The organism is Arthrobacter sp. ZGTC412, assembly GCF_002929215.1.
Classification (GTDB): Bacteria; Actinomycetota; Actinomycetes; order Actinomycetales; family Micrococcaceae; genus Arthrobacter.
Genome location: NZ_PJII01000002.1, coordinates 24459 through 50877, shown reverse-complemented (window position 1 = coordinate 50877; position 26419 = coordinate 24459). Strand labels below are relative to the sequence as shown.

The 26419-nt window shown below is 65.5% G+C and carries 27 protein-coding genes; 20 read left to right on the top strand and 7 right to left on the bottom strand.

What is annotated here, in order from left to right; translation table 11 throughout:
• Position 1 precedes the first annotated feature (1 nt).
• Both miaA and dapF read left to right on the top strand, forming a co-directional pair.
• Positions 2-898, top strand: coding sequence for a tRNA (adenosine(37)-N6)-dimethylallyltransferase MiaA (gene miaA, locus CXQ88_RS03420; protein ID WP_104042773.1), 897 nt, complete (start codon positions 2-4; stop codon positions 896-898).
• 48 nt (positions 899-946) lie between these two features.
• On the top strand, positions 947-1891 hold the full coding sequence (dapF, locus tag CXQ88_RS03415) for a diaminopimelate epimerase (RefSeq protein WP_104043048.1): 945 nt from the start codon (positions 947-949) through the stop codon (positions 1889-1891).
• Here dapF and CXQ88_RS03410 read toward each other — a convergent pair.
• Positions 1863-2486 (bottom strand): class I SAM-dependent methyltransferase, encoded by a 624-nt coding sequence (locus CXQ88_RS03410; RefSeq protein WP_104042772.1) that lies wholly within the window; start codon positions 2484-2486, stop codon positions 1863-1865. The genes dapF and CXQ88_RS03410 overlap by 29 nt on opposite strands.
• Positions 2487-2911: 425 nt before the next feature.
• Between CXQ88_RS03410 and hflX the strand changes: the two genes are divergently transcribed.
• On the top strand, positions 2912-4492 hold the full coding sequence (gene hflX, locus CXQ88_RS03405; protein WP_104042771.1) for a GTPase HflX: 1581 nt from the start codon (positions 2912-2914) through the stop codon (positions 4490-4492).
• On the top strand, positions 4485-6542 hold the full coding sequence (locus CXQ88_RS03400; RefSeq protein ID WP_104042770.1) for an ATP-dependent DNA helicase: 2058 nt from the start codon (positions 4485-4487) through the stop codon (positions 6540-6542). Before hflX ends, CXQ88_RS03400 begins: the two co-directional genes overlap by 8 nt.
• 148 nt (positions 6543-6690) lie before the next feature.
• Here the strand turns inward: CXQ88_RS03400 and lexA are convergent, their stop codons facing one another.
• Complete coding sequence (lexA, locus tag CXQ88_RS03395) at positions 6691-7425, bottom strand: transcriptional repressor LexA (RefSeq protein WP_104042769.1); 735 nt, start codon at positions 7423-7425, stop codon at positions 6691-6693.
• A 368-nt stretch (positions 7426-7793) separates the two neighbouring features.
• Between lexA and CXQ88_RS03390 the strand changes: the two genes are divergently transcribed.
• The 8 genes from CXQ88_RS03390 (at position 7794) to CXQ88_RS03360 (ending at position 14064) form a co-directional block, all read left to right on the top strand.
• Entirely contained in the window at positions 7794-8150 is a 357-nt protein-coding gene (locus CXQ88_RS03390; protein WP_104043047.1) for a LysM peptidoglycan-binding domain-containing protein, read from the top strand.
• A 106-nt stretch (positions 8151-8256) separates the two neighbouring features.
• The gene (locus CXQ88_RS03385) at positions 8257-9375 is read left to right on the top strand and encodes a histidinol-phosphate transaminase (protein WP_104042768.1); all 1119 of its coding nucleotides are present in this window, start codon (positions 8257-8259) and stop codon (positions 9373-9375) included.
• 60 nt (positions 9376-9435) lie between these two features.
• Positions 9436-10062 carry an imidazoleglycerol-phosphate dehydratase HisB gene (gene hisB, locus CXQ88_RS03380; protein ID WP_104042767.1) on the top strand — a complete coding sequence of 209 codons (627 nt, stop codon included), beginning with the start codon at positions 9436-9438 and terminating at the stop codon, positions 10060-10062.
• Positions 10059-10826 carry an imidazole glycerol phosphate synthase subunit HisH gene (gene hisH / locus CXQ88_RS03375; protein ID WP_104042766.1) on the top strand — a complete coding sequence of 256 codons (768 nt, stop codon included), beginning with the start codon at positions 10059-10061 and terminating at the stop codon, positions 10824-10826. The genes hisB and hisH overlap by 4 nt, the downstream gene beginning before the upstream one ends.
• Positions 10827-10985, top strand: a complete 159-nt coding sequence (locus tag CXQ88_RS21710; protein ID WP_181037399.1) for a hypothetical protein — start codon at positions 10827-10829, stop codon at positions 10983-10985.
• Between the two features lie 71 nt (positions 10986-11056).
• On the top strand, positions 11057-11803 hold the full coding sequence (priA, locus tag CXQ88_RS03370; protein ID WP_104042765.1) for a bifunctional 1-(5-phosphoribosyl)-5-((5-phosphoribosylamino)methylideneamino)imidazole-4-carboxamide isomerase/phosphoribosylanthranilate isomerase PriA: 747 nt from the start codon (positions 11057-11059) through the stop codon (positions 11801-11803).
• Positions 11804-11832: 29 nt separating this feature from the next.
• On the top strand, positions 11833-12711 hold the full coding sequence (locus tag CXQ88_RS03365) for an SseB family protein (protein ID WP_104042764.1): 879 nt from the start codon (positions 11833-11835) through the stop codon (positions 12709-12711).
• Between the two features lie 54 nt (positions 12712-12765).
• Entirely contained in the window at positions 12766-14064 is a 1299-nt protein-coding gene (locus CXQ88_RS03360; RefSeq protein ID WP_104042763.1) for an MFS transporter, read from the top strand.
• A 124-nt stretch (positions 14065-14188) separates the two neighbouring features.
• Here CXQ88_RS03360 and CXQ88_RS03355 read toward each other — a convergent pair whose 3' ends face one another.
• Positions 14189-14575: a DUF1844 domain-containing protein gene (locus tag CXQ88_RS03355; protein WP_104042762.1), complete on the bottom strand. Its 387-nt coding sequence runs from the start codon at positions 14573-14575 to the stop codon at positions 14189-14191.
• Positions 14576-14964: 389 nt separating this feature from the next.
• Between CXQ88_RS03355 and infC the strand changes: the two genes are divergently transcribed.
• The 5 genes from infC to CXQ88_RS03330 all read left to right on the top strand — a co-directional run bounded on the left by infC (position 14965) and on the right by CXQ88_RS03330 (position 18339).
• Complete coding sequence (infC, locus tag CXQ88_RS03350) at positions 14965-15999, top strand: translation initiation factor IF-3 (protein ID WP_373637687.1); 1035 nt, start codon at positions 14965-14967, stop codon at positions 15997-15999.
• A 116-nt stretch (positions 16000-16115) separates the two neighbouring features.
• The gene (gene rpmI / locus CXQ88_RS03345; RefSeq protein ID WP_009358635.1) at positions 16116-16310 is read left to right on the top strand and encodes a 50S ribosomal protein L35; all 195 of its coding nucleotides are present in this window, start codon (positions 16116-16118) and stop codon (positions 16308-16310) included.
• Between the two features lie 119 nt (positions 16311-16429).
• Positions 16430-16822: a 50S ribosomal protein L20 gene (rplT, locus tag CXQ88_RS03340; RefSeq protein WP_104042761.1), complete on the top strand. Its 393-nt coding sequence runs from the start codon at positions 16430-16432 to the stop codon at positions 16820-16822.
• Positions 16823-16888: 66 nt separating this feature from the next.
• Entirely contained in the window at positions 16889-17800 is a 912-nt protein-coding gene (locus tag CXQ88_RS03335) for a TrmH family RNA methyltransferase (protein WP_104042760.1), read from the top strand.
• A gap of 296 nt (positions 17801-18096) precedes the next feature.
• On the top strand, positions 18097-18339 hold the full coding sequence (locus CXQ88_RS03330; protein ID WP_373637686.1) for a hypothetical protein: 243 nt from the start codon (positions 18097-18099) through the stop codon (positions 18337-18339).
• Here CXQ88_RS03330 and CXQ88_RS03325 read toward each other — a convergent pair whose 3' ends face one another.
• Positions 18340-19548 carry an MFS transporter gene (locus CXQ88_RS03325; RefSeq protein WP_104042759.1) on the bottom strand — a complete coding sequence of 403 codons (1209 nt, stop codon included), beginning with the start codon at positions 19546-19548 and terminating at the stop codon, positions 18340-18342.
• Between the two features lie 164 nt (positions 19549-19712).
• Here CXQ88_RS03325 and CXQ88_RS03320 point away from each other — a divergent pair, with 164 nt between their 5' ends.
• Positions 19713-20162: a (deoxy)nucleoside triphosphate pyrophosphohydrolase gene (locus tag CXQ88_RS03320; protein ID WP_104042758.1), complete on the top strand. Its 450-nt coding sequence runs from the start codon at positions 19713-19715 to the stop codon at positions 20160-20162.
• Here the strand turns inward: CXQ88_RS03320 and CXQ88_RS03315 are convergent.
• The 3 genes from CXQ88_RS03315 to CXQ88_RS03305 form a co-directional block, all read right to left on the bottom strand.
• Positions 20159-21286: an Rv2578c family radical SAM protein gene (locus CXQ88_RS03315; protein WP_104042757.1), complete on the bottom strand. Its 1128-nt coding sequence runs from the start codon at positions 21284-21286 to the stop codon at positions 20159-20161. The two genes, CXQ88_RS03320 and CXQ88_RS03315, sit on opposite strands and share 4 nt — an antisense overlap.
• Positions 21287-21356: 70 nt before the next feature.
• Positions 21357-22112, bottom strand: a complete 756-nt coding sequence (locus CXQ88_RS03310; protein WP_104042756.1) for an SIMPL domain-containing protein — start codon at positions 22110-22112, stop codon at positions 21357-21359.
• Positions 22113-22115: 3 nt separating this feature from the next.
• Positions 22116-22595: a hypothetical protein gene (locus tag CXQ88_RS03305; protein WP_258061673.1), complete on the bottom strand. Its 480-nt coding sequence runs from the start codon at positions 22593-22595 to the stop codon at positions 22116-22118.
• A 209-nt stretch (positions 22596-22804) separates the two neighbouring features.
• On the opposite strand from CXQ88_RS03305, the gene pheS reads away from it, so the two are divergent.
• Together pheS and pheT are read left to right on the top strand one after the other, a co-directional pair.
• A complete protein-coding gene (gene pheS, locus CXQ88_RS03300) occupies positions 22805-23866 on the top strand; it encodes a phenylalanine--tRNA ligase subunit alpha (protein ID WP_104042755.1) in 1062 nt (353 codons plus the stop codon).
• Positions 23867-23868: 2 nt separating this feature from the next.
• Positions 23869-26412: a phenylalanine--tRNA ligase subunit beta gene (gene pheT, locus CXQ88_RS03295; protein WP_104042754.1), complete on the top strand. Its 2544-nt coding sequence runs from the start codon at positions 23869-23871 to the stop codon at positions 26410-26412.
• Positions 26413-26419: the final 7 nt, after the last annotated feature.

Sequence of the window (26419 nt, the reverse complement as noted above, 5' to 3'; positions counted from 1 at the left end):
CGTGGGCTCTCCGCCGGTTATCGCCGTCGTCGGTCCCACGGGTTCCGGTAAGTCAGACCTCGCGGTAGGCCTCGCCCTTGAGCTGGACGGCGAAGTCATTAACGCGGACGCCATGCAGTTCTACCGCGGCATGGATATCGGCACAGCGAAAATCACGGTTGATGAACGCAGGGGAGTAGCGCACCACCTCCTGGATATCCTGGACGTCACGGACGAAGCCAGCGTTTCCCAGTTCCAGCAGCAGGCTCGTGACGCTATCGCCGACATCCACGCGCGCGGCAAGCGGGCCATCCTCGCCGGCGGCTCGGGCTTGTACGTTCGGGCCGCCCTTGACGTCCTGGAATTCCCGGGGACGGACCCGCGGCTTCGGCAGCAGCTTGAGGATGAGCTGGCTGCGAAGGGCAGTGGTGCACTGATGGCCCGGCTCGCAACAGTTGACCCGGTGTCGGCCGGCAGGCTCTCGGACGACAGGCGCATCATCCGTGCCCTGGAGGTCCATCAACTCACTGGCCGGCCGTTCAGCTCCTTTATGCCCCGGCGCGAGTACTTCCAGCCCGCGGTGCAGATAGGCCTCACCGTGGACCGCGACCAGCTCCGGGAGCGTTTGGCACGCCGAGTGCACGGGATGGTGGAGAACGGACTGCTCGCCGAGGTGGAGCGGCTTGAAGAGCAGGGGCTCCGGCAGGGCAAAACAGCGCCCCGCGCCTTGGGTTACTCGCAGTTCCTGCGGGTCGTCGACGGCGCGTCAACAGTCCCCGAGGCCGTTGAGGAGACCATCGTAGCCACCCGGCAGTTTGCCCGCCGCCAGCTGACCTGGTTCCGTGCCGACCCCCGGATCAAGTGGCTGGACTGGCAGGATCCGCACCTGGTGTCCGCTGCAGCAGCACTGAGCCGGTAGGCACGTGTGGTTACGGGGACACTGCGGCCGGCCGGTACCCTTGAAACCATGAACGCAACCCTTGCCGCGACAACAGAGCACGCCTTTCGGACGTTGGGCGGGCTCCGCTTCTCCAAGGGGCACGGCACCGGCAACGATTTTGTCCTGGTCGCCGATCCCGAGGGCCTGCACACCATAGCTGCGGAGCAGGTGGCAGCCCTGTGCGACCGCCACCGCGGCATCGGTGGAGACGGCCTTATCCGCGCCGTTCCGTCCCGCCTCCTGCCCGAGGGCCGGGAACTGCTGGCCGCAACACCCGACGCCGAGTGGTTCATGGATTACCGCAACGGTGACGGGTCACTGTCCGAGATGTGTGGCAACGGCGTCCGGGTCTTCGTCCACTTCCTCCGCACCGAGGGCCTGGTGGACCTTCCCGACGGCGGCGCGCTCACCATCGGCACCCGCGGCGGAGCAAAAACCGTCGTACGGACCGGCGAGGACTACGCCGTCGACATGGGCCCATGGGAGTTCATCTTCCCCGGCGAGGCCACAGCCAAAGCTATGGATTCGCTGGTTACGGCGGACGGACTGGAAGTTCCCCGTCCCGCGTTGTCCGTCAGCATGGGCAACCCGCACACAGTGGTTGCCCTCGCCGAAATCTCGGAACTCGCTGGGACCCGCCTTTTCACCGCACCCGTGGTTGACCCAGTACCGGCCAACGGCACCAACGTCGAGTTCGTCGTTCCGTCCGAACCACTGGTGCACGACGGCGTCGGTTCGGTCACCATGCGTGTGCACGAACGCGGGGTGGGGGAAACCCAGTCCTGTGGAACGGGAGCCTGCGCCGCAGCCGTGGCCATCAGGCACTGGGCAGGGGCGGAAGCGCCGGACACCTGGCTGGTGCACGTTCCCGGAGGGGTGGTTGGCGTAAAATTCTTCGCCGGCCCCGGGGGACACGAGCACGTGGAGCTCAGCGGTCCCGCCGTTATTGTGGCGACAGGGACGCTTTCCTGACTTTCAGGATCCGGAAGGACTTGGACGTTGATTCCCGGCTTACGCTAAAGGAGTTGTCCAGGTCTGCCGTGAGCCAGCGCTGAAGCGAGTCCGAGCCCAGGTTCTTCTGCACCACCAGCCAGGCCGTTCCGCCGGGCGCAAGGCGCGGCAGCCACAGCTTCAGGAGCGAATGCAGTTCGTCCTTGCCGATCCTGATGGGCGGATTGGACCAGATGGTGTCGAAGCGCACCTCCGGGTCCACAGCGTCAGGCGTACTGGCCGCCACGTTGGACAGTCCCAGCGCAGCCGCATTCTCGTTGGTGAGCGTGACGCACCGTTCGTTGACATCCACCGCGTAGACCCGGGAGTGCGGCGCACGCAGTGCCATGGTGAGCGCAATTGGACCCCAGCCGCAGCCGATGTCCAGCAGGTTCCCCGTAGGTGCGGGCGCGGGAACCTCGGCCAGGAGCACAGCGGTTCCCTTGTCGATCCCGTCCGGGCTGAAGATGCCCGAGGAGGTTTGCAACCTGCGCGTTTCCCCTGCAAGTTCAACCGTGAGCGGCTTTCGCGTGAACGGGCCGGCGGGGGATGCGCTGAAATAGTGTGCGGACTCCATAACTCGCCAGAGTAGTTCCCCTTGCAGCGTAAAGTGAAACTCTGCCGTTTGCCCCTCTGCTAGGGTTGAACGCATGTTCCTGATCTTCGAGTAGCCGGCACGGGCCTTGCCCGTCCCGCAGCCATGTCCCACAGCGACGCAGGGTATTAATCCTTCCGCACAGTGCACCGGACCGCGCGTATGCGTTCATTCCGGCCGCCGGACAATACTCGAAGGCCAGCCGCCCGCTGTCCCTTTCGCCGATTCTCCGGCTCCTTCAACTTCGCCACCTCCCCGCGATGTGGCCGCCACCGCCGTCCGCTTTTCAGCCCGGCGCGACAAACCAGGAGAACCGCATGACCGCAGGCCGTCAGCCCAGCGCGAATACTTCCCCAAGCACCAGCAATCGGCACTATTCTGGAATTGCCGAATCTTCCAAGGAGACCATGACCAGCCAGCCCAACACCGGATCCGATCCAGCCGCCCAGGACATGAGCCCTGAGGAAATCCAGGCCGTGATCGACCGGATTCTCTCCAAGGACGTACCGGCCAAATCCGTCAGCACGCCAGGTGATGCCAGCCGCGGCGACGGAAGGGCAGTACTGGGCAAAGCCCAGGCCATATCCCGCCTGGACGAAGAACACACAACGTACGACGGCGACCAACAGGACCTCGAGGAACGCCGTGCCCTGCGGCGCACGGCAGGCCTTTCCACGGAACTGGAAGATGTCACCGAGGTCGAGTACCGCCAGCTCCGTCTGGAACGCGTAGTCCTCGCCGGCATCTGGTCTGAGGGAACCCTCGCAGACGCGGAAAACTCGCTGCGGGAGCTTGCCGCTTTGGCCGAAACAGCCGGCTCGGAGGTTCTGGACGGACTTGTGCAGCGCCGCGACAAGCCGGACCCGGGCACGTTCCTCGGCTCAGGCAAAGCGCTGGAACTGAAGGACATCGTGATGTCCACCGGCGCGGACACCGTAGTCGTTGACGCCGAATTGGCTCCGTCCCAGCGCCGTGGCCTTGAGGACATCGTCAAGGTCAAGGTGATCGACCGGACAGGGCTGATCCTGGACATCTTCGCCCAGCATGCGAAGAGCCGGGAAGGCAAGGCGCAGGTAGAGCTTGCGCAGCTCGAGTACCTCCTGCCGCGCCTCCGCGGCTGGGGCGAGTCGATGTCCCGCCAGGCCGGTGGCCAGGTGGGTGGCGCAGCGGCCGGTATGGGCTCGCGTGGTCCCGGTGAGACGAAGATCGAACTGGACCGGCGGAGGATCCGGACCCGTATGGCCAAGCTCCGGCGCGAGATCGCCGCGATGAAGCCCGCCCGGGAGACGAAACGCGCCAACCGTCGTCGTAATGAGGTGCCCTCAGTGGCAATAGCCGGGTACACCAACGCCGGCAAATCCTCACTGCTGAACCGCCTGACGGACGCCGGGGTGCTCGTGGAGAACGCACTGTTCGCCACGCTGGATCCCACGGTGCGCAAGGCAGAAACCGCCGACGGGCTGGGCTACACGCTGGCCGACACCGTCGGATTTGTCCGCTCCCTGCCCACCCAGCTGGTGGAGGCGTTCCGCTCCACCCTCGAGGAGGTTGCCGACTCCGACTTGATCCTTCACGTCGTGGACGCCTCGCACCCGGACCCCGAGGGCCAGATAACTGCAGTCCGCAAGGTCTTCAGCGAGGTGGACGCACGCAAGGTTCCGGAGATCATTGTCCTCAACAAGGCGGACGCCGCAGATCCCTTTGTGGTGGAACGGTTGAAGCAGCGCGAACCGCGCCACGTTGTGGTTTCGGCCCGGACGGGGGAGGGCATCCCGGAGCTGCTGAAGGCGATCAGCGAGTCCATCCCGCGTCCGTCGGTCAAGCTCGAGCTGCTCATCCCCTACGACCGTGGGGACCTGATGAGCAAGCTGCACGACTCAGACGCTGAGATCATCAGCGTTGACCACGATGAAGCCGGCACCCGGGCAGTTGTTAAAGTCCGGGAAGGCCTTGCGGCTGAACTGGAACCATTCGTCAGTAATGACTGATCTCGTGGCAGAAGAAGCCACAGGCACGGCCGGCGAGCAGTTCGTCATCGAGCTGCTCGACCGCGCCGTTGCCGGCATGGGCGGGCAAAGCCGCAGTGGGCAACATGAAATGGCCAGGCAGGTGGCCCGGGCAATCGAAACCGGCGACCACCTGCTTGTCCAGGCCGGGACGGGTACGGGCAAGTCCCTGGCGTACCTGATACCCCTGATAGCCCACGCCCTGGAGAGCGACAAGCCTGTCCTGGTGTCCACCGCAACGCTTGCCCTGCAAACGCAGATTGTCGGCAGGGACATTCCGCGGCTCTTGAAAACCATCACCCCGGCGCTTGACCGGCCGGTAAAAGTTGCCCTGGTCAAAGGGCGGTCCAATTACGTCTGCGTGCATAAACTCGAAGGCGGGTTTCCCTCCGAGGAGCCCGCAGAAGGCCAGCTGTTTTCTCTCGGGGAGGACACCAGCGTCCCGCACTTCGCTGCGGCAGTGGGCGGTCCTGCCTCCCAGCTGGGCAAGGAAGTGGTCCGCTTGCGGGAATGGGCGGAGAAGACCACCACCGGCGACCGCGATGAGCTCCTGCCCGGCGTCACCGACCGGGCCTGGCGGCAGGTCTCTGTCACGTCGATGGAGTGCCTGGGCGCCCAGAAGTGCCCCATGGCGGCAGAGTGCTTCAGCGAGCTCGCACGGCAGGACGCCGCCGAAGCCGACGTTGTGGTCACCAACCACGCCATGCTCGCAGTCAGCGCCTTTGAAGGCCTGGCAGTGCTGCCCGAGTACGACGTCGTTGTGGTTGACGAGGCCCACGAACTCCAGGACAGGGTCACCGGCGCCGTCTCCGGACAGCTCTCGGTGGCAATGGTCCACGCCGCTGCCGCCGGTGCCCGCAAGCACACCGCCATCACGGTAGACGCGCTTAACGCCGCCGCCGCAAACCTCGAGGTGGCCCTCGCCGGAGTTCCCAACGGGCTGCTCCCCAATGGCCTCAACGACGAGCAGTTGGACTGCGTGGACCAGCTGCGCGAGGCCTGCCGGGCAGCCCTGTCTGACTCCAAGGGGGACAGCAGCACCACTGCCGACGGCGGCCGGCAACTCGCGCGCTCCCGGCTGATGCTCATCCTGGAACTGTGCGAACGGCTCCTTGCTGCCCGGGAGAACCGCGAAGTGGTGTGGTTTTCCCGCGCCAGCTCCTTTGACCCCCAGCAGGGATACTCCCAGCCCGACGAGACAGCGCCCGCTCTGATCAACATCGCTCCGCTGTCCGTAGCAGGGCGGCTGCGTGAGGGCCTGTTCGCAGGCCACACGGTGGTGCTGACCTCCGCCACCCTCGCGATCGGCTCAGCCTTCGAGCCCGCAGCTGGGGGACTCGGGCTGGTGGGCGAAGGCGCCCCCAGCTGGACCGGCGTTGATGTGGGGTCCCCCTTTGATTACCCCAAGCAGGGAATCCTGTATGTGGCCGGGCACCTGCCCAAGCCCGGCCGAGGGGCGTCCCCCGAATCGCTGGCCGAACTTGAGGCCCTGATCCGGGCTTCCAACGGTGGCTCTCTGTGCCTGTTTTCGTCCCGGCGGGCGGCAGAAGAAGCGGCAGATGCACTGCGGCCAAAGCTGGATATGACCGTCCTGTGCCAGGGCGACTCCACCATGACGGCCCTGGTGAAGCAGTTCGCCGACGAGCCCGACACATGCCTGTTCGGCACCATGTCCCTGTGGCAGGGCGTGGACGTTCCCGGGGGGTCCTGCCGCCTGGTGGTCATCGACCGGATTCCCTTCCCCCGTCCCGATGATCCACTGATGACCGCACGGTCCCGGGCTGTGGCACAGTCCGGTGGCAACGGCTTTATGTCAGTCTCGGCCACCCACGCTGCAATCCGGCTCGCGCAGGGCGCGGGACGGCTGATCCGGTCAACCGGGGACAGAGGTGTGGTGGCAGTGCTGGATTCGCGCCTGGCCACCGAACGCTACGCCGGCTTCCTCCGCGGTGCCCTGCCGCCGTTCTGGTCCACAACGGACAGGAAGACGGCCATCGCGGCGCTGGAGAGGCTGGCCAAAGAAACGGTTTGAGCGCCCCGGCCGGAGGCCATAGCGCGCAGGCCATAGCGCGGAGGCCATAGCGCGCAGGCCAGGCGCGAACGCCGGGCTTAAACGCCTCGATGCTAACGTCAGGGCGCTAACGCCTGGATGCTAACGCCATGCTCGCCGGGCGGGCCGGTTAGAGCGAGCGGAGCACCGACACAACCTTGCCCATGATGGTGGCGTGGTCGCCAAGGATGGGCTCGTACTGGGTGTTCTGGGGAAGCAGCCAGGTATGGCCGTCGCGCTGGCGGAAGGTCTTGACAGTGGCTTCGTCGTCGAGCAGTGCAGCAACGATATCTCCGTTGGCCGCGTCTGCCTGGCGGCGGACCACTACCCAGTCGCCGTCACAGATGGCGGCATCCACCATGGAATCGCCGGCAACCTTGAGCATAAACAGTTCTCCCTGGCCCACGAGCTGGCGGGGGAGCGGCATCACGTCCTCCACCACCTGGTCCGCCAAAATGGGACCACCGGCAGCGATCCGGCCCACGAGCGGAACCATGGCAGTGTCCATGGCGGTGGGAAGCACAGTGACAGTGCCGCCGCCGCCCTGCAGGAGAGGAGCCGGCTCGGCTGCCTGCTTGGGAGAACCGCCGTCCAGGGTGAGGGGCATCAACACCTCCATGGCACGCGGCCGCTTGGGATCGCGCCGGAGGTAGCCAAGTTTTTCCAGCTGCGAAAGCTGGTGGGTGACGCTGGACAGGCTCGCCAGGCCAACGGTGTCACCAATTTCCCGCATTGACGGCGGGTACCCGTTGTCATTGACCGAGCGCTGGATGGTCTCGAGGATCTTCTTCTGCCGCGGCGTCAGGCCCTTGGCGGTCTTCTTCGGTTGGGAGGTTGCCCTGCCCCCGGCGGCTGCTGCTGCCATATTCGCCAATGCCTTTCGGTTGCCCCGGACTCCTGTGGTCCGGACCTGAAGTTCACGCCGTAATTGTCAGACCCTGCTGATCAACTTCAGAGTGGTTGTTCTTTCCTTCCAAGCTAGGCCAGCCACAGAGCTTTTTCAAACATTTGTTCTAGCGAGTCTCGACATTGTTCGTTGATAAGTGCTAAAACAGTAGGAGCAAAGTTCGAACATCTGTTCTACTCTGAAACGCAGGCATTCGAAGACTCGGACCAAGAGTCGCCCGGGCCGCGGATCCGGAGGGGAACATCGGGCAGCACAGTACGGTCCAGGAGGGCTAAGTCATGTCAGCTACATCTGCTTCGCAGGATTCATTCTCGGTGCACCACCTCATGTCCGGGTCGGACCAGCGGCCGGCGGAGCGTCCCACGCCCCTCCCGCCCCTGCGCCTGACGCGTCGCGGAAAGATCGTCCTGATCGGCATTCCCCTGGTCCTGCTGGCGGCGCTGCTGCTTTCCCTGGCCGGCTTCTTCAACTCGCCGGCAAGGGCCTCCGATTCGGCGACGGACCTCTCCGTTACCCCGACCGTTACCGTTACTGTGCAGGCGGGCGAGTCCCTGTGGGCCATCGCCGGCAGCGTTGCCCCGCAGCGGGATGCCCGCGACGTCGTGGCTGACATCGTCCAGCTCAACAACCTCACCGGTGGTACGGTCCTCCCGGGCCAGCAGTTGTACGTCCCCACCCGGTAGCCAGGCCGCGGTGCGCAAAACGGTGCCCACAGCGCGGGGGCACGCTGAGGGCGAACAGGAGGCCGTCACATTTTCCGGCGCCCGGCGCGGGCACTAAACTGTTCAGGTGAATGACCAGCTTGAGCGCCTCAACCGGCTACCCCTCCGCAGCAACCTCCGTGGGCTTACCCCTTACGGCGCACCCCAGCTGGAAGTCCCCATCCTCCTCAACGTCAACGAGAACACCCATGGTGTCCCCGCGGACGTACGGGCCGCCATCAGCGCGGCAGTGACGGAAGCCGCGGCCGGTCTCCACCGGTACCCGGACCGCGAGTTTACGGAGCTGCGCAGAGCCCTGTCGGAATACCTGGGGCATGGGCTCGATGAGTCGAATGTGTGGGCGGCCAACGGGTCCAACGAAGTGCTTCAGCAAATTCTCCAGGCTTTCGGTGGCCCCGGCCGCACGGCGCTGGGCTTTCCTCCCACGTACTCCATGTACCCGTTGCTGGCCAGTGGTACGGACACCGAATACATCGTGGGGGAACGCGCTGACGGCTACGGTCTCAGCGCGGAATCCGCAGCGCTCCAGGTGAAGGAACTGCAGCCCAGCATCGTTTTCCTCTGTTCGCCGAACAACCCCACGGGAACGGGCCTGGGGCTCGACGTGGTGGAAGCTGTCTACGAGGCCGGGCAAGCGAGCCAGACCATTGTCATCGTTGACGAGGCGTACCACGAATTCGCGCACGACGGAACGCCAAGCGCCGTAACCCTCCTGCCCGGCCGGGAGCGGCTGATCGTCTCGCGCACCATGAGCAAGGCCTTCGCCCTCGCCGGAGCGCGCCTGGGTTACATGGCCGCGGCTCCGGAGGTTGCCGACGCACTGCGGTTGGTGCGCCTGCCGTACCACCTGTCCGCCATAACCCAGGCAACTGCCCTCGCAGCCCTCCAGCACCGTGACGCGCTGCTGGCTGATGTTGAAGACATCAAAAAGCAGCGCGACCGGATTGTGGCTGAACTGACCCGGATGGGCCTCAAGCCGGCGGCATCCGATTCCAACTTTGTGTTCTTCGGCGGGCTGGAAAACCCCCATCAGGTCTGGCAGGAGCTGCTCGACGCCGGTGTCCTGATCCGCGACGTGGGGATCCCGGGCCATCTTCGGGTGACCGCAGGCACTGAGACGGAAACCACTACGTTCCTGACTTCCCTGGAAAGCATCCTTACCGGCCAGACCAAGCTTCCGGCCTAGACTTGAAGCAGCGGCGCTGGACGCCCTGAACCACTCCTTCTTCCCAAAGGACACTTGACCATGAGTTCCACCGGATCCAATGCGGCCGCGGCCCGGACCGCACGCATGGAGCGTGCCACGAGTGAATCCTCCGTGCTCGTGGAGATCAACCTGGACGGCACCGGCATCTCGGACATTGACACGTCGGTGCCCTTTTACGACCACATGCTGACAGCGCTCTGCAAGCACTCGCTGATCGACCTGACCGTGAAAGCCACCGGGGACATCCACATTGATGTCCACCACACCGTGGAAGACGTTGCCATCACGTTCGGAGAAGTGCTGCGCACGGCCCTGGGAAACAAGGCAGGAATCCGCCGCTTCGGCGAAGCCACCGTTCCCTTGGACGAGGCTCTGGCCCACGCAGTGGTTGACGTTTCGGGCCGCCCTTACCTGGTTCACGGGGGTGAGCCCGCAGGCCAGGAGTACCACCTGATTGGCGGCCACTTCACAGGCTCGCTCACCCGCCACGTCTTTGAGGCGATAACCCTCCACGCCGGGATCTGCCTCCACATGAACGTCATCGCCGGCCGGGACCCGCACCACATCGTCGAGGCCCAGTTCAAGGCGTTCGCACGGGCCCTCCGCGCCGCCGTCGAATCCGATCCGCGTGTTGAGGGCATTCCCTCCACCAAGGGTGCGCTGTGAGCGGCCAAGTGCTGCGGGACGGCGCCATCATTGATCCGTCCGCTTCACAGAAGCTGCCGTCGCCGGAGGGAAAGCCCACGGTAACCGTGCTGGACTACGGCTCAGGAAACGTCCGCTCAGCCGTCCGCGCGCTCGAACGCGCAGGTGCAGAGGTAATCCTTAGCTCCAAGCCGGAGGACGTTTTGAACGCCGACGGCCTGGTGGTTCCCGGCGTCGGCGCTTTTGAAACCGTCATGCGCGAACTCAAGGCCGTGGACGGCATCCGCCTCATCGGCCGCCGCGTTGCCGGCGGCCGCCCTGTCCTGGGCATTTGCGTTGGCCTTCAGGTGCTTTTCGAGGCCGGGGTGGAACACGGCACGGAAGCTGAGGGCATGGGCGAATGGCCCGGCAAGGTGGAACTCCTTCCAGCGGAAGTTGTCCCGCACATGGGCTGGAATACCGTTAAGGTTCCCGAAGGGTCAAAGCTGTTCGCCGGCGTCGAAAACGAGCGGTTCTACTTTGTGCACTCCTACGGCGTGCAGGACTGGAACTTTGACGTCGTCCAGCCGCGGATGGCCGCACCCCTCGTCACCTGGTCCGAGCACGGCGCCCCTTTTATCGCCGCGGTTGAGAACGGGCCGCTGTGCGCCACCCAGTTCCACCCGGAGAAATCCGGCGACGCCGGCGCCCGGCTCCTCCACAACTGGGTGGATGCCCTCCGCAAACCATCCGTGGAAGGTAAACCGGAGCAAACCGGCGAAACCTCTCCCGGTGGCGATGCCTGAATGTGGTCCGTTATCCTGATGGGCCTCGCCGGCCTGCTGATCGGCGGCGCCCTGTCCTTCCGGCAGCAGCATAAGCCGCTCTGGACGCAGGTCTCGTTCTACGTCCTGGCCGGCATGGCGCTGCTGGCCGCCTATCTGCTCACGCTGCCAGCCAACTAGCTGCCCGCCCACTAGCCGCCTGCCAGCCAGCCAGCCGCCGCACATCCCTGCCCCTAACACTGAGGATCACCATGAACTCCGCTACCGACCTGCCGGTTCTTGAACTGCTGCCCGCCGTCGACGTCGTCAACGGCCAGGCCGTCCGGCTGGTCCAGGGTGAAGCAGGCAGCGAAACCAGTTACGGGACGCCGCTCGAGGCGGCACTGAACTGGCAGCAGCAGGGTGCGGAGTGGGTCCACCTGGTCGACCTGGACGCAGCCTTCGGCCGTGGCTCCAACGCCGGGTTGCTCCGGGAAGTTGTCGGCCGGCTGGATATCAACGTTGAACTTTCCGGCGGCCTCCGGGACGACGAAACACTTGAGGCCGCATTGGAACTGGGCGTGGCCCGTGTGAACCTCGGTACGGCAGCGCTTGAGAACCCTGAATGGACCCGCCGGGCCATCGAGCGCTTCGGCGACAAAATCGCCGTCGGGCTCGATGTCCGCGGAACCACCCTGGCCGGCCGCGGCTGGACGAAGGAAGGCGGGGACCTCTGGGACGTCCTGGGCCGGCTCGAAGAGGCAGGCTGTGCGCGGTATGTGGTCACCGACGTGACCAAGGACGGCACCCTGCAGGGACCCAACGTGGAACTGCTCCGCCAAATGGTCGACAAGACCGGCAAGCCCGTGGTGGCGTCGGGCGGCATTTCCAGCCTGGACGACCTCAAGGTACTGCGTTCCCTGGTGCCCCTGGGTGTTGAAGGCGCCATCGTGGGCAAGGCTTTGTACGCCGGCGCGTTCACCCTGCCCGAAGCCCTCGACGTCGCCGGCCGCCGCTAAGCAGCGGGCACTCTACGTACCGAAACACCATGAGCAACGAACCCGGCACCCCTCCGCAGCGCCACCTCCCTGGCCACATCGCCGCCGCACTGGCGGGGGCCGGTGGTGCCGGTGACTCTGCCGGGCAGCCATGGGCCGGGCGGAGCCTTGCCGGGAACGACGCCAAAATCCATAACTTCGAGGACGACGACGGCACGGCCGACGCCGGCTACCTGGCCGCCGTCACGGCCCTGAAGGCAGGACGCGGCGACGAGGCCGGAGTCGTTGCCTCCCTTGCTACAGCCCGCGTTTTTATCCCGATTGTTGCCCAGCTTGCCGAAGAAGCTGAGGGGCAGGACGGCCTGCAGGCCGATAAACAGGCCGATATGGCCCTCGTTACCCTCAAGGCAGCCGATGGCAGGACCGCCATGCCCGCCTTCACCTCTGCCGCAGCGTTGGCCGCCTGGCATCCTGAGGCGCGGCCGGTGGCCGTTTACGCGGCCCGGGCTGCCCTCTCAGCTGTGTCAGAGGGCGCCGAACTCCTGGTCCTGGACCCAGGGGCGGACGTGACTTTTGTGGTGCGGCGGCCGGCCATGTGGGCCCTGGCCCAGCAGCACAACTGGATCCCGTCCTATACTGACGGCGAGCTGGCAAGCGAGATGCGCTTGGCCGCAAGGGGCTTCACGGCAGTCCGGAGCATGGAACTCCTGCCGGGCAGGGGAGTGGCTGCCCGCGCCGCCGGCGGATCCGTCCTTGCCGGCGGCGGCGCCGGGCCTGAGCTGCAGGTGGTGCTGTACCTGGCGGACGGCCTGGACGCCGAAGGGGTGCAGCAGCTGGTGACCGGACTGCAGGCTGAGTGGTCCCGGAATGTATTGTTTGGTGAGCGGGTCGACTCCATCGAAATCAAGCTGCGGCGCGCTGTCCACTAGCTGCTGCCTGGAGGGGGATCCCCGGCCGGCTGCGGCAGACCGAAGGATCCTTTCGTGAATTTCGCTCGCTACCGGGAGTTGCTCGCCGTCCAGCCCATCAGGCGGCTGCTTCTGGTCGGCATGATCGCCCGCATCCCGCACTCGGCGGCCGGGGTGCTGCTGACCCTGCATATTGTGCTCACCCTTGGCCAGGGGTATGCCGCTGCCGGTGCAGCTGCTGCCGTGATGACCATCGGTATCGCCCTGGGTGCTCCGTGGCGCGGCCGGCGGGTGGACACGGTGGGCCTGCGCAAGGCATTGATCCCTTCGGTGGTGTCCGAGACTGTCATCTGGTCGATCGTTCCGCATGTCTCCTACCAGTGGCTCCTGCCCCTGGTGTTTGTGGGCGGACTGCTTACGTTGCCCATCTTCAGCGTGGTGCGCCAGTCCCTCGGCGTGCTGGCCGACGGCGAACAGCGCCGCACCGCCTTTGCCCTCGACGCAATCACCACCGAAGTGGTCTTTATGATCGGTCCTGCTGCAGGCGCCATCGTGGCCACCAGCGGCTTCAGCGTGGCGGGCCTGACCACCGTGGGCGTCTGCACTTCCTTGGCCGGCCTGTTCCTGATGTGGTTCAACCCGCCCACGCGCAGCAGCGCGTCCGTGGACGACGGCGAGGCGGACCAGCAGCGTGCGGCCGAGGCCGCCGTGGTCTCCACAGCCCCCGCCCACCTGCAGGAAGCTGCCGCGGACCTGGCCCCGGCTGCCGCCCACAATGCCCGCAGCGCGGGGTTGAAGGACAAGGTCGCCGGCAGCTTTACCTGGTTCACCGCTACCGTGGGCGCACTCTTCGCTGTTGCCGCCGGAGCGGGAATGGTCCTCAGCGGCACCGACGTCGGCATTGTTGCAGCTCTGGAGACGGGCGGTCATCAGGCCGAAATCGGAATCGTTTTCCTGTTCTGGTGCGCGGCCTCCGTGGTGGGCGGGCTCATCTACGGGGCCATGCACCGGCCCGTCTCGCCGATTGTCCTGCTCCTTGGTATGGCGGCCCTGACCATCCCCATGGGATTCGCCCACGACACCTGGTCGCTTGCTTTGGTTGCCATCCTGCCGGGGCTCCTCTGCGCGCCTGTGCTCTCGGCAGCCTCCGAGAAGGTGGCGGACCTGGTGGATGAGGCGAGACGCGGCGAGGCGATGGGCTGGTACGGCTCTGCACTGACCGCCGGCGTTGCGCTCGGGGCGCCGCTGGCGGGAGTGTTCATTGACCAGGTGGGACCGTCCGGAGGCTTTGTCTCAGTGGGCGCTGCAGGTGTGGCGCTGTGCCTTATCGGGCTGGTTCTCCAGCAGCGCCGCCGCAGCCGCACCGCCGCCTGACGCCCTTGGGATCCTGCCGACCCCCTGAAGGCGCGGGACAACTGCCAGGATTACGGCCGACGGCGGGCCTCCCCTCGTGTGGGGTGGCCCGCCGTCGTGAATTGCTCAGTTCTGATTGACCGCGTCAGTTGACCGCGCCGGTGTATTTCTCGCCCGGGCCCTTGCCCGGGGCATCGGGGATCAGTGACTCCTCGCGGAAGGCAAGCTGGAGTGAACGCAGGCCATCACGCAAAGGCCCTGCGTGCTGGGAACCGATCTCCGGCGCGGCCGCGGTGACCAGGCCGGCAAGGGCGGTGATCAGTTTCCGGGCCTCGTCCAGGTCCTTCAGCTCTTCGGCGTTGTCTTCCGCGGCAAGGCCCAGCTTGACCGCAGCGGCACTCATGAGGTGGACGGCTGCGGTGGTGATGACCTCGATGGCCGGCACTTCGGAAATGTCGCGGATCTGCTGAGAGACATCGGAACCGGCGTCCGCAGGCTCGAAAACGTATGAATTACTGTCTGGGGTGCTCATACTGGTAAGCTTGACACAGACCGACTGGATGTCGTTATTTCAGAGATTGTTCCCAACGATCAAGGTTCCCAGCAGCGCTTCACTGCGTTGACGGGAACTTCTTCTGTAAGATGACATTCAGTTTGCAAGCGGAGTTCTCTCCCACCCGCGTCAGCCGCTGTTCCGCAGGATCTATGGAACGCAAGGTTGCCGGGTACTGGTTGGCACCGGAACTGGCATGAGCTGGAACCATTCGTGCAGTCCCGTGATTGGGGCGCGCACAGCCAATCTTCGAGGCCTTCGATTGCTCCGGCAATTGGGGGCCTTCTCTATTTGCCGGGATCCCACAACAACACAGGAGCTTTAACATTAGCGAGCCAAGAATCAATGAGCGTATCCGCGTCCCCGAGGTGCGGCTGGTCGGCCCTGCAGGTGAACAGGTAGGAATCGTCCGTATTGATGATGCCCTGCGCCTGGCTGCCGAGTCCGACCTTGATCTCGTTGAAGTTGCACCTCAGGCGAAGCCTCCGGTGTGCAAGCTGATGGACTTCGGCAAGTACAAGTACGAGGCCGCAGTCAAGGCACGTGAGGCCCGGAAGAACCAGACGAACACTGTTCTGAAGGAAATCCGGTTCCGCCTGAAGATTGACACCCACGACTACGAGACCAAGCGCGGCCATGCACTGCGCTTCCTCGGCGCGGGTGACAAGGTCAAGGCCATGATCCAGTTCCGCGGCCGTGAGCAGCAGCGTCCCGAGATGGGCATCCGCCTTCTCCAGCGCTTCGCCGACGACGTCGCCGAAGTTGGCGTTGTTGAGTCCAGCCCCCGCATCGACGGCCGAAACATGGTCATGGTGGTTGGACCGCTGAAGAACAAGGCTGAAGCCAAGGCCGAAGCCCGCCGCGCCACGCAGCGTGCAGACGCCATAGCGCAGAACGAAGCGAAGGCTTCCGGCCGCATCGACGTCTCCGGCGACGACCAGGCACCGCTGACGCAGTCCCTGGCGGATCTTCTTCCGGAAGGTTTCGCCATCACCACGGAGCCGGAAGCCGAGGCGCCCAAGGTGGAGTCGCCCGCAGCGGCCGAAGCTCCCGCCGAGGCCGCACCTGCAGCTGAAGTTTCCGTCAAGGAAGCCGCGCCGCAGGCAGCACCCAAGCAGGAAGCCCCGAAGCAGGCTGCGCCCAAGGTTGAAGCCCCCAGGGCTGCCGCTCCGAAGGCTGCTGCACCCGCCCCCAAGGCTGCTGCTCCCGCGCCGAAGGCTGCTGCGCCGGCCGCCAAGCCGGCTGCAGAGAAGCCCGAAGCTGCCAAGCCGGCAGCTGCGGCGCCGAAGCCTGCCGCAGTTCCTGCTCCACCGAAGCCGGTGGCCAGGCCGGCTGCACCGAAGCCCGCCGCACGCCCTGCCCCCAAGGCAGTGCCGAAGCCGGCTGGTAAGAAGACCACTTAGTCCACAGCTGCCGGAGGTCGCCCTCCGGCAGTCAGCAACCAGCACGCCGCCCCCAGGGGCAGCTGCGCGATAGAACTGCAGGCCCAGCCTGCGGACACGTAAGGAGATCGGTTCCCATGCCGAAGATGAAAACCCACAGTGGTGCTAAGAAGCGCTTCAAGCTGACCGGCAGCGGTAAGCTGCGCCGCCAGCAGGCAAACCGCCGCCACTACCTCGAGCACAAGTCCTCCAGGCTGACCCGCCGCCTCGCCGGCGACAAGATCGTCTTCAAGGGCGACGCCAAGGTCATCCGGAAGATGCTCGGCATCTAGTTTCCAAGTTTTTTGACTGACCACCACCTGGTGTAAGTCACCTACCAAAAAGCCTTCTCAGGCCGCCGGGAATCCCGGCAGTAGATGCTTGGGAGCAGAATTTTCGAAGGAGTACGCACGTGGCACGTGTGAAGAGGGCGGTCAACGCCCACAAGAAGCGCCGGGTTATCCTTGAACGCGCAAAGGGCTACCGTGGACAGCGTTCACGCCTGTACCGCAAGGCAAAAGAGCAGCTGCTGCACTCGTTTGTGTACAGCTATGGCGACCGCAAGAAGAAGAAGGGCGACTTCCGCCGCCTGTGGATCCAGCGCATCAACGCTGCATCCCGCGCCAATGGCCTCACCTACAACCGTCTCATCCAGGGCCTGAAGGCCGCTGAGGTTGAGGTTGACCGCCGCATGCTGGCCGAACTGGCTGTCTCCGACGCCAACGCCTTCGCTGCGCTGGTCCAGGTTGCCAAGGACTCGCTGCCTGCCGACACCTCCGCCAAGAAGGTTGCCGCTGCGCAGTAGCAACTGCCTTCCCTCGCAAGAGGGGCAGTTCAGGAACTCGTGGCCCTAGCCACTAAAGTTTCCTATATGAACGACACCGGGCGCCCGCAGGATTTTCCACTCTCCAACCCCCGAGCAGATCGGGTGAGGGATGTGGCAAAACTTGCCGGGCGCCCTGCGCGTTTAAAGCGCGGACAGTTCCTGGCTGAGGGACCCCAGGCAGTCCGCGAAGCGTTGAAGCTCCACCGGCAGCGCCTGGCTGACGGAGCCCCTGGATTGGTCACCGAAGTGTTCGCAAGCGTTGCCTGCCTGGACCGGTTTCCCGAATTCGAGGAGCTGTCCGAAGGCACGAACGCCCGGCTTGCCACAGACGAGGTCCTGGCCGCCATGGCAGATACCGTTAACCCCCAGGGCATCATCGCCGTCTGCCGGTTCCTGGACGCCACGCTTGAAGAAGTGCTCGACGCCGGTCCCCGCCTCATCGCCGTCCTGTGCCAGGTCCGCGATCCCGGCAATGCCGGAACGGTACTGCGCGCAGCGGATTCCGCCGGAGCAGACGCCGTGGTCCTCACCGGCTCCAGCGTTGACATCTACAACCCCAAGGCAGTCCGCTCCACCGCTGGATCCCTGTTCCACCTCCCCGTGGTGCTGGGGGCCGACGTCAACGATGTCGCGGCTGCATGTCGTGCCCGCGGGATTGGCATCCTGGCGGCGGACGGATACGGCTCCCTCAACCTTGATGCGTTACAGGACGAGAACGCCCGGCGCCGGCTGACGGGTGATGGCGCCCCGTCAGAGTACGATTTGGAAAACCCGACGGCCTGGCTGTTTGGCAACGAAGCGCAGGGGCTGTCGCCGGAAGAGCTCGACCTGGCTGACCACAGGGTGGCGGTTCCGGTTTATGGTGCTGCAGAAAGCCTCAATCTGGGCACGGCAGCCACCGTCTGCCTTTACGCGAGTGCCCGTTCGCAGCACCTGCCTGCCGCCCTGACGGCATAGCGCTACCAGGACTACGCACAGCGGGGCCTCCGGATTCTCCGGAGCTATCGCTCGTGTTGAAGAGCAGGCCGCCGACCCCCCGCCCACTATTGCGCCCCACGCCCATAGTGCTTTGCCGATGTCAGCAGGCTTAGTGTCTGTCGCTCGCTGGTAGTGCATGCCGGGCGCTGCGGCGGGTACGGTACCACTGGGCGGAGCCATGGCCGGATGTCGGTGCCATCCTTGGAGAGTCCTTTTCGTTCCGGACGGCAATCAGGGAATCAAACCACGTCCGCGGGCAGCAGTCCTGGACCAAGTTGATCCGCAGCGCCAAGCAGCCGGAACTGCCCGTCATCCTGCTTGAGGACCTGGGAGCGCACCTTGGCCTGATCTTCGCCCTCATCGGAGTCAGCCTGGCGCTCATCACTGGAGACGGTCTGTGGGATGCGGCAGGCACCGCCATGACCGGCCTCCTGCTGGTGGCAGCGAGGATCGCCATCAGCCGCAGCGGTAGGAGCTTTTTCGAAGCTACTGCCAGCAAGCCGCTGGCCGCCGGATGATCAGGTGGCCAGCGGCTTTTTGCGTTCCAGCAGTCCGCTGGCGACCGCAACGCCCAGTCCCAGGACAGCCAGGCATGCGCCCACCAGGGCGGGGGCAACGTAACCCCATCCCCAGGCGATGACCAGGCCGCCCAAAAAAGCCCCCAGGGCGTTGGCCACGTTCAGGGCGGCGTGGTTCAGGGATGACGCCAGGGACGGCGCGTCCGGGGAGGCGTCCAGAAGGCGGGTCTGCAGCGCGGGTACGAGCATGGATCCGGCGGCGCCCACCACAAAGACCATCACCAGCGCTGACCATGCCCACTGGGCGGCAATGGCATACACCACCAGGGCTACCGCGATGGCAGGCAGCACGCTGTACAGGGTGCCCATAACGGATTTGTCGGCGATCCGGCCGCCCACCACGTTGCCGGCTACCATGCCCAGGCCGTACAGCGCAACCACCAGTGGAATCAGCGCGGATGGGAGGCCGGCCACATGCGTCATGGTGTGGGAGATGTACGTATAGGTGGCAAAGAAACCGCCGAAGCCCACGATGCCGATCAGGATGGCAAGCCACACCTGGAGCCGCTTCAGCGCCCCGAGCTCGCGGCGGATGCTCGCGTCAGGATGGGCCTTCTGGAAGGGAACAAACCGCCAGATCAGCACCAGGGTGAGCACTCCGAGGAAGCCCACAAGGATGAAAAGCAGCCGCCAGCCATAGGCCTGTCCCACCCAGGTCGCCGCCGGTACGCCGATCACATTCGAAATGCTGAGGCCCGCCATCACCATGGAGATGGCCCAGCCGCGGCGTGTGGGCGGCACGAGCGAGGCGGCGATGACCGCGGCAACGCCAAAGAATGCGCCGTGCGGCAGCCCTGCCGCGAACCGCGAAAGCAGCATGGATCCGTAGTCAGGGGCCAGGAAGGACGTGAGGTTCGCGACGGTAAAGAACAGCATGAGGCCGAGTGCCAGGTTCTTGCGCGGAAGCTTGGCGCCGACGGCGGCAAGCAGCGGTGCACCGACCACCACTCCCAGCGCGTAGGCGGAAATGAGGTGCCCGGCTTCGGGTGTGCTGATTCGAAGGCCTTGTTCCACTTCCTTGAGCAGGCCCATCATGGTGAACTCGGTGACCCCGATTCCCACCCCACCCATGGCAAGGGCGACGATGGCCATGGCGATATTGGGGGAGGAAGTGCTTTTTGCCGTGGGCGACTGTAGGACGCTGCTCATGTGCCTGCTTTTCGAAGTGCTGGAGATTCAAGGTAGGGCTGCAGCCACGGCAGTGGGGCTGGATTGGGCCTGGACCCCCGGGAAAACCGCTGGCGGGACGCAGGTATTCCCGCGACGTGGAAAGAGTGCCCGGGTGCTTCCATTGTCCCCCATAGAATGGGGCGGTGACTGGACTGATACAGGTGGTGGGCGGCGCGGTAGTTGACCGGCTGCAGGAACCGTCCATGCTGCTCGTGGCCCGCCGCAGTGCCCCGGAAAAGCTGGCCGGCCTCTGGGAGTTCCCGGGCGGCAAGGTGGAACCGGACGAGGAACCGGAAGCGGCGCTCTCCCGCGAGCTCATCGAGGAACTGGGAATCGACGTTCGGCTGGGGGCAGAGCTGCCGGCAGGAACTCCCCATGGCTGGCCGTTGAATGACCGTGCCAGTATGCGGGTGTGGTTTGCGGAAATCGCCCAGGGTGAGCCGCAACCCCTCGAGGATCACGATGAACTTCGGTGGGTATCACTGCACAACCATGATGAGGTGCTTGGCCTTCCCTGGATTCCAGCCGATTTCCCTATTGTGCGGGCTCTGTTGGCGGCCCTGGCCGTACCGGCAGGAGGAGCGCGCTCCTAGAAGAGCGTTGCTTGTTCCGCTGACCCTGAAGCTGAACTTCCTGGACCTGAACTTCCTGACGGCGACGTTCCTGAGGGTGCCATAGCCGGGATGCTGCCGGCCGGGTACTCCGCCTCCTCACCACGGGGATCGTCCAGGTCCCGGTGGCTGAAACCGGACGAATGAGAAAAACCGTGCTTTGCCTTGAAGTAGCGGACTTTTCCGGCGAGCCAGGTGCGGTATTCCTTTGAGGCGTAGGAGCCCGTTCCGTAGAGGCGCCGGTAGCGGCCCGCGAGGCCGGGATGGTTCGCGGCGATCCACTTCATGAACCATTCCCTGGTCCCGGGTTTCAAGTACAAAGCCCCGGCAGTTACCCCGGTGGCCCCGGCGGAAGCGAGCGAGGCGAAAAGCGAGTCCAGGGCTTCGTCGCTGTCCGAGAGCCACGGCAGGATGGGCATGGCCATCACCCCACAGGGCAGCCCGGCCTCACGAAGCCTCGACACAAGCTTCAGCCGTGCCCGCGGCCCGGGCGTACCGGGCTCGACGGCCTCGGCCAGCGCTTCGTCGGTCATGGCGAGGGAGATGCCAAGGCCCACCGGTACCTGGCTGGCTGCGCTCTTCAGCAGTGGAATGTCCCTGGCCAGAAGTGTTCCCTTGGTGAGGATGGACAGGGGAGTGCCGGACTCAGCCAGGGCGTTGATGATCCCGGGCATAAGCTGATAGCGGCCCTCGGCGCGCTGGTAGGGGTCCGTGTTGGTACCCAGGGCCACCTGCTGGCGGGTCCAGGACGGTTTGGCCAGTTCTTTCCGAAGGACTTCGGCCGCGTTGACTTTCACCACCACCTGGCTGTCAAAGTCCAGGCCGGCGTCGAAATCAAGGTAGGTGTGGGTCTTCCTGGCGAAGCAATACACACAGGCGTGGCTGCAGCCACGGTAGGGGTTGATGGTCCACTCAAAAGGCATCCGGGAACCCGCCGGAACTTTGTTGAGCACCGATTTGGAGGTGACCTCATGGAACGTGATGCCGGCGAAATCGGGCGTGGTCACGGACCTGACCAGGCCGGCAAGGGGAAGCAGCGCGGGCGGTGCGCCAGCCGCATCAGTTTCCGCCGGCGGCGGCAGCAGTGCTTGGGCATCCCATCTCATGACCTCCATTCGAATATACGTTCGAACTTAAGTCAAGCATGCGCCGCGGAACCGGCATGTGCTGGCAGGCCTAGTCGCCGGCCTGAAGCTCCCACACCACGGCGATGGCAGCGCTCACTGCGGAATCTCCGGCCTCCACGGCCAGGGATTCCACGGCGGCAGCCCGCTGCATCCTGACCACGGGCACCGGACTCTGGACCGGCGCGTTGTCCGCTATGGAAAGCACGCGGCCCAAACGGGCGGAGGCAAGCCGGGCGTACTGCTGTGCGGTACTTAGTGCATCAAGCCAGGCGGCCTCCCGCGCACGCGCCCGCACCGCGGCGTCGTCGCTGAACGTGAGCTCCAGACCGTTCAGCCGGACGTCGTTGCCGCCCACCTCAACGGCGTGGGAAATTGCGGCGGACGCAGTATCAAGTGCCCGCAACCTCACGGTAAGGGTGCTGGCCGCAACGTACCCGGTGACGCGCTGTCCTTCGCCTTCCCTCCACACGAGGTCCGCCAGCACGTTGAGGCCTGTCGTGCGGATATCGGAACCCTCAACTCCCCGCTGGCGGAACGCCGACGTAACGGCTTCGGAGCTCGCGCCCGCCCGGGAGTAAGCCGCCTCCACGGAGTCGGCCCTGCACTCCACGCCGATTGACACCACCATGAGGTCAGGGGCAGCTTCTGCCGAGCCGGTCCCGGTGACGCTGACAGTACCGGCGGGCCCGGTGCCACCGCTATCAGTGCCACCGCTATCAGTGCCATTGGAGCGGGTGCCGCCGGGCTGGTACCCGGCGGGTCCGACGCCGTCACTCGCTTCACCGCGGCTTGGTTCCGTTTGCATGGGTCACGCCTCTCCTTCGGATGGGCGCCAAGGCCGGCGGCCCGAGGGCGGTGCAGGGTATCCGCCGGCTGCCAGCCCGGCGCGGCGTTCGAAGATATTGCCCGTGCCCGGATTGCCGATGCGGATCAGGGACCAGCCTGCGGCGAGAAAGTACAGCGGGAGGAAGGGGACGCCGAGGCACCACGCGTACTGGGAGCAGTGTTTTTCCTCGTGCCCCAGCAGCAATGGCCGGGTCAGCAGGTCATCGGCAGTGCAGCGGCACAAGACCACGTTCCCGAGCGTGAACGCGGCGGCGAACGGCAGGAGCCACCGGTACCCGGCCGCAATAATCAGACCCCGCGGGCCCCGGCGGAGTTCCGTCCGTGCCGCGGCGGCCACGGCGAGGCCCAGTAATGTGCTGCCGTTGACCACATTGGCGGCCAGCCGCACCTTCTGGAAACCAGTCAGGGGCAGCCGGGAAACCGAAACCAGCCGTGGTGTCATGAGGACATGGTAGCCGGGGGTTCAATTAGACTGGAGGGCAGTGGCCGCCGGATTTTCCGGTATGCCCTGACCTGGTCATTGAATGAACTGATATTTGCACGAAAATTTAGGGCATTCATCCATGACCTGCCAGTGACGGACGCGCCGCCGGGAAACCGTGCAGGCTGCCCTGTTCACCGGCAGCCACGACTCGTAGCTAAGAACAGTAGATGACTGAAACTTTGCCGGGCGCCGCCATCCCGAACCCCACGGATGAAGCCGCCATCACTGCCGCTGTAGACCAGGCCATCGCCGCCATCGCCGGCGCGGCCACCCTAGACGAGCTGAAGGCGGTGAGGCTCGCGCACACCGGTGAGAAGTCGCCGCTCAGCCTCGCCAACCGCGAAATCGGAAAGCTGCCCAAGGACCAGAAGGCCGTCGCCGGGAAGCTGATGGGCGCGTCCCGGGGGCGCGTTAACAAGGCGCTCGCCGACCGCACAGCAGAGCTGGAAGCCGAAAACGACGCCCGGATACTGCTGGAAGAGACAGTTGACGTGACTGCCGCCCCCCGCCGTCGTCGGGCTGGTGCCAGGCACCCCCTGTCCACCCTCCAGGACCGCGTTGCGGACATCTTTGTGGGCATGGGCTGGGAAATCGCAGAGGGGCCGGAAGTCGAATCGGAGTGGTTCAACTTCGACGCCCTGAACTTCAAGCCGGACCACCCCGCCCGCGAGATGCAGGACACCTTCTTTGTGGAGCCGCCCGAGGCCCACCTCCTGATGCGCACCCACACCTCCCCGGTGCAGGTCCGGTCCATGCTGGAACGCGAGCTGCCCATCTACGTACTGTGCCCGGGCAAAGTGTTCCGCACGGACGAGCTGGACGCCACGCACACTCCGGTGTTCCACCAGTTCGAGGGCCTGGCCATCGACAAAAAGCTCAGCATGGCCGACCTGCGCGGCACCCTTGAGCACTTTGCCCGGCAGATGTTCGGCGATGAAGCCCAGATCCGGCTGCGCCCCAACTACTTCCCGTTCACCGAGCCATCCGCGGAGCTGGACATCTGGCACCCCGGCGCCAAGGGCGGCCCGCGCTGGATCGAATGGGGCGGCTGCGGCATGGTCAACCCCAACGTGCTCCGCGCCGCGGGCATCGACCCGGAGGTTTATTCAGGTTTTGCCTTTGGCATGGGCATCGAGCGCACCCTGATGTTCCGCAATGAGGTGGGGGACATGCGCGACATGATCGAAGGCGATGTACGTTTCAGCGAGCACTTCGGGATGGAGATCTAACAGTGCGTATCCCACTTTCCTGGCTGCGTGAATTCGCAGAGGTACCGGCCGGAGCAACGGCCGAAGACGTTATGGACCAGCTCGTCAAGGTCGGTTTCGAAGAAGAGGACGTCCACCGTCCCACGGACACCCTTCAGGGCCCCATCGTGGTGGGCCAGGTCCTGAGCCTGGTCAAGGAACCGCAGACCAACGGCAAAACCATCAACTGGTGCCAGGTCCGGGTTGTCCCCGAGGGCCAGGAGCAAACCCTCACGGGCAAGGGCATCGACCCGTCCGGCGTGCAGGGCATCATCTGCGGCGCCCACAACTTCGTTGAGGGCGACAAGGTGGTGGTCACGCTTCCGGGCGCAGTATTGCCGGGCGACTTCCACATCTCCGCGCGGAAGACGTACGGCCACCTTTCCGCCGGCATGATCGCCTCAGTCCGCGAACTCGGCATCGGCGAAGACCACGACGGCATCCTGGTGCTGTCCCGCATCGGGCTGGACCCCGAAATCGGCACCGACGCCATGGAGCTCCTGGGCCTCTACGACCAGGCCGCGGAAATCAACGTGACCCCGGACCGTGGCTACGCCTTCTCCATCCGCGGCGTGGCACGCGAGTACGCCCACGCCACCGGCACCGTCTTCACCGATCCCGCTTCCCGCGTCAACGCTCCCGCGGCGCTCGCGGGCGGCTACGGCGTCAAAATCAACGACGACGCCCCCATCTACGGCAAGCCGGGCTGCGACCGGTTCGTGGCCCGCACGGTCCGCGGCGTGGACGCAACGAAGCCGACTCCGCCGTGGATGACCTCCCGGCTTCGGCTGGCCGGCATCCGCTCCATCTCCCTGCCGGTGGACATCTCCAACTACGTGATGCTGGAACTCGGCCAGCCCACGCACTGCTACGACCTGGACAAACTGTCCGGGGACATCGTGGTGCGCCGGGCCCTGGCGGGCGAGAAAATCACCACCCTGGATGACAAGGAACGGGCGCTCGACGCCGAGGACCTCCTAATTACCGACGCCTCCGGTCCCATCGGCATCGCCGGCGTGATGGGCGGGGCAGCCACCGAGGTGGGCGATTCAACGTCGAACATCCTTGTTGAAGCCGCGCACTTCGATGAGGTTTCGATCGCGCGCTCACGCCGCCGGCACAAGCTGCCGTCCGAGGCTTCCAAGCGCTTCGAGCGCGGCGTGGACTGGCAGGTGGCCGGCATCGCCGCGCAGCGGGTGGTCGACCTCCTGGTGGAGCTGGCGGGCGGCACAGCCGACGAGGCCGGAACCGACGTCGGGACCGCCCCTGACTCGGTCACGATCGAGCTGCCGGCAGCCTTTGCTGCCGCCCGGATCGGCATCGATTTCACGGATGAGCAGATTGTTACGTCCCTTGAGGATCTTGGTGCTTCCGTGGTGAAGAACGACGGCGGCTGGAGCGTTACTGCCCCGAGTTGGCGGCATGACCTGGAGACCAAGGAGGACCTCTCCGAGGAAATCGCCCGCCTGGTGGGCTACGACCAGATTCCCGCCACGTTGCCGGTTGCGCCTCCCGGGCGCGGCCTGACCCGCGTGCAGCAGCAGCGCCGCCGCCTGATCCAGGCACTGGCCGACGCGGGGCTCACCGAAGTGCTGTCCTACCCCTTTGTGTCCAAGGCGGCGAACGACACCTTCGGCGCTGCAGAACTGGGAGCAGGCCGGACCGCGGTCAAGCTGGCAAACCCGATTAGTGAGGAGCAGGGCTTCCTGCGAACGTCCATCCTGCCGGGACTTATTGAGGTGGCCAAACGCAACCACTCACGCGGCTTCCGCGACTTGGCGCTCTTCGAGTCGGGTTTGGTGTTCCTGCCGGCTGAGCGGATGGGCACGGACTCCATCCCGCCGCTTGGGGTCAAGCCAAGCGACGAGGTGCTGGACGGACTGTACGACGGCGTCCCCGCCCAACCGTTCCACCTTGCTGTGGTCCTCACGGGTCACGATTCCCCTGCCGCCGCGGCACATGCACCGCGGGTGTGGGACTGGGCGGACGCCCTGGACATCGCCCGCCTTGCCGGCGACGTCCTGGGCGTGGAAGTGGTTGTCAGCCAAGGCAGTCACCAGGCGTTCCATCCCGGCCGCGCGGCGCAGTTGTCCCTGCGGTCAGGGGAGGTGGTGGGTTACGCGGGAGAGCTGCACCCGAAGCTCCTTGCCGCCTCGGACATGCCCGCCCGCTCGGTTGCCCTGGAGCTCAACGCCGACGCGCTGTTCGATGCTGCTGCTGACGTTATCGTGGCGCGCCACATCTCCTCGTTCCCGGTGGCCACCCAGGACGTGGCGCTTGTGGTCCCTGCCGACGTACCGGCCGATGAGGTACAGGCCGCACTCCGCGAAGGTGCCGGCGAACTGCTGGAGGATGTAGCGCTGTTCGATGTCTACGCCGGCAAGGGAATCGAAGAGGGCAAGAAGTCTTTGGCCTTCGGACTCCGGTTCCGTGCCGCCGACCGTACCCTCACCGCGGACGAGGCATCAGCCGCCCGGGAAGGCGCTGTGGCTCTGGCAGCGGAGCGCTTCGGCGCGGTTCAGCGCTAAGCCTGAA